This window comes from Paenibacillus maysiensis (assembly GCF_000520815.1).
In the GTDB taxonomy this organism is placed as follows: domain Bacteria; phylum Bacillota; class Bacilli; order Paenibacillales; family Paenibacillaceae; genus Paenibacillus; species Paenibacillus maysiensis.
Window position 1 is genome coordinate 1 of record NZ_ASRY01000323.1, and the last position, 485, is coordinate 485.

Annotated in this window: 1 protein-coding gene; it reads right to left on the bottom strand. The window is 54.6% G+C overall.

What is annotated here, in order from left to right:
• The coding region (locus L696_RS29015; protein ID WP_162472208.1) for a hypothetical protein at positions 1 to 485 on the bottom strand (485 nt) is incomplete at both ends.

Genomic DNA, 485 nt, shown 5'->3' on the forward strand with positions numbered 1-485 from the left:
GTCAAGACCGTCTATGGCTGACGATGCACAATAAAGTCGGCGCGGTCTCAAACCGGAAGCGGCTATGCCCTGCACCGCATAAGACAAGCCAGCAATATTACGAAGCTGTTCTCTCGCTTCCACCGGCCAAACACATACAACGGCATCGACTGGGCCATGGTCACTGTGGACAGCTTGCAAAGCTGTTCCAAATCCTTGTGATGAAACCTCGTCCACTATATATGCAGTCGGTCCCGATTGCAGGGCATGGTCGGCCGCAACGATAATCACCTTGATCTGCGGCGCAAGGCTGCGCATCGTGTCTAGCACAACTCGCTGCGAATCAGCGGAAGCTAGCAGGAAGACCACTGTCCTCCATACGGCAGCAGTTGCTTCTGGTAAGTACTCTATTTCCCGCTCTGCCCACAATTCCTCCAGGATTGCGGGTACATCTTCCTGCATTGCAGCCGGTTCGGCCAAGTCCATATCCGCAGGTAGCCGATTGG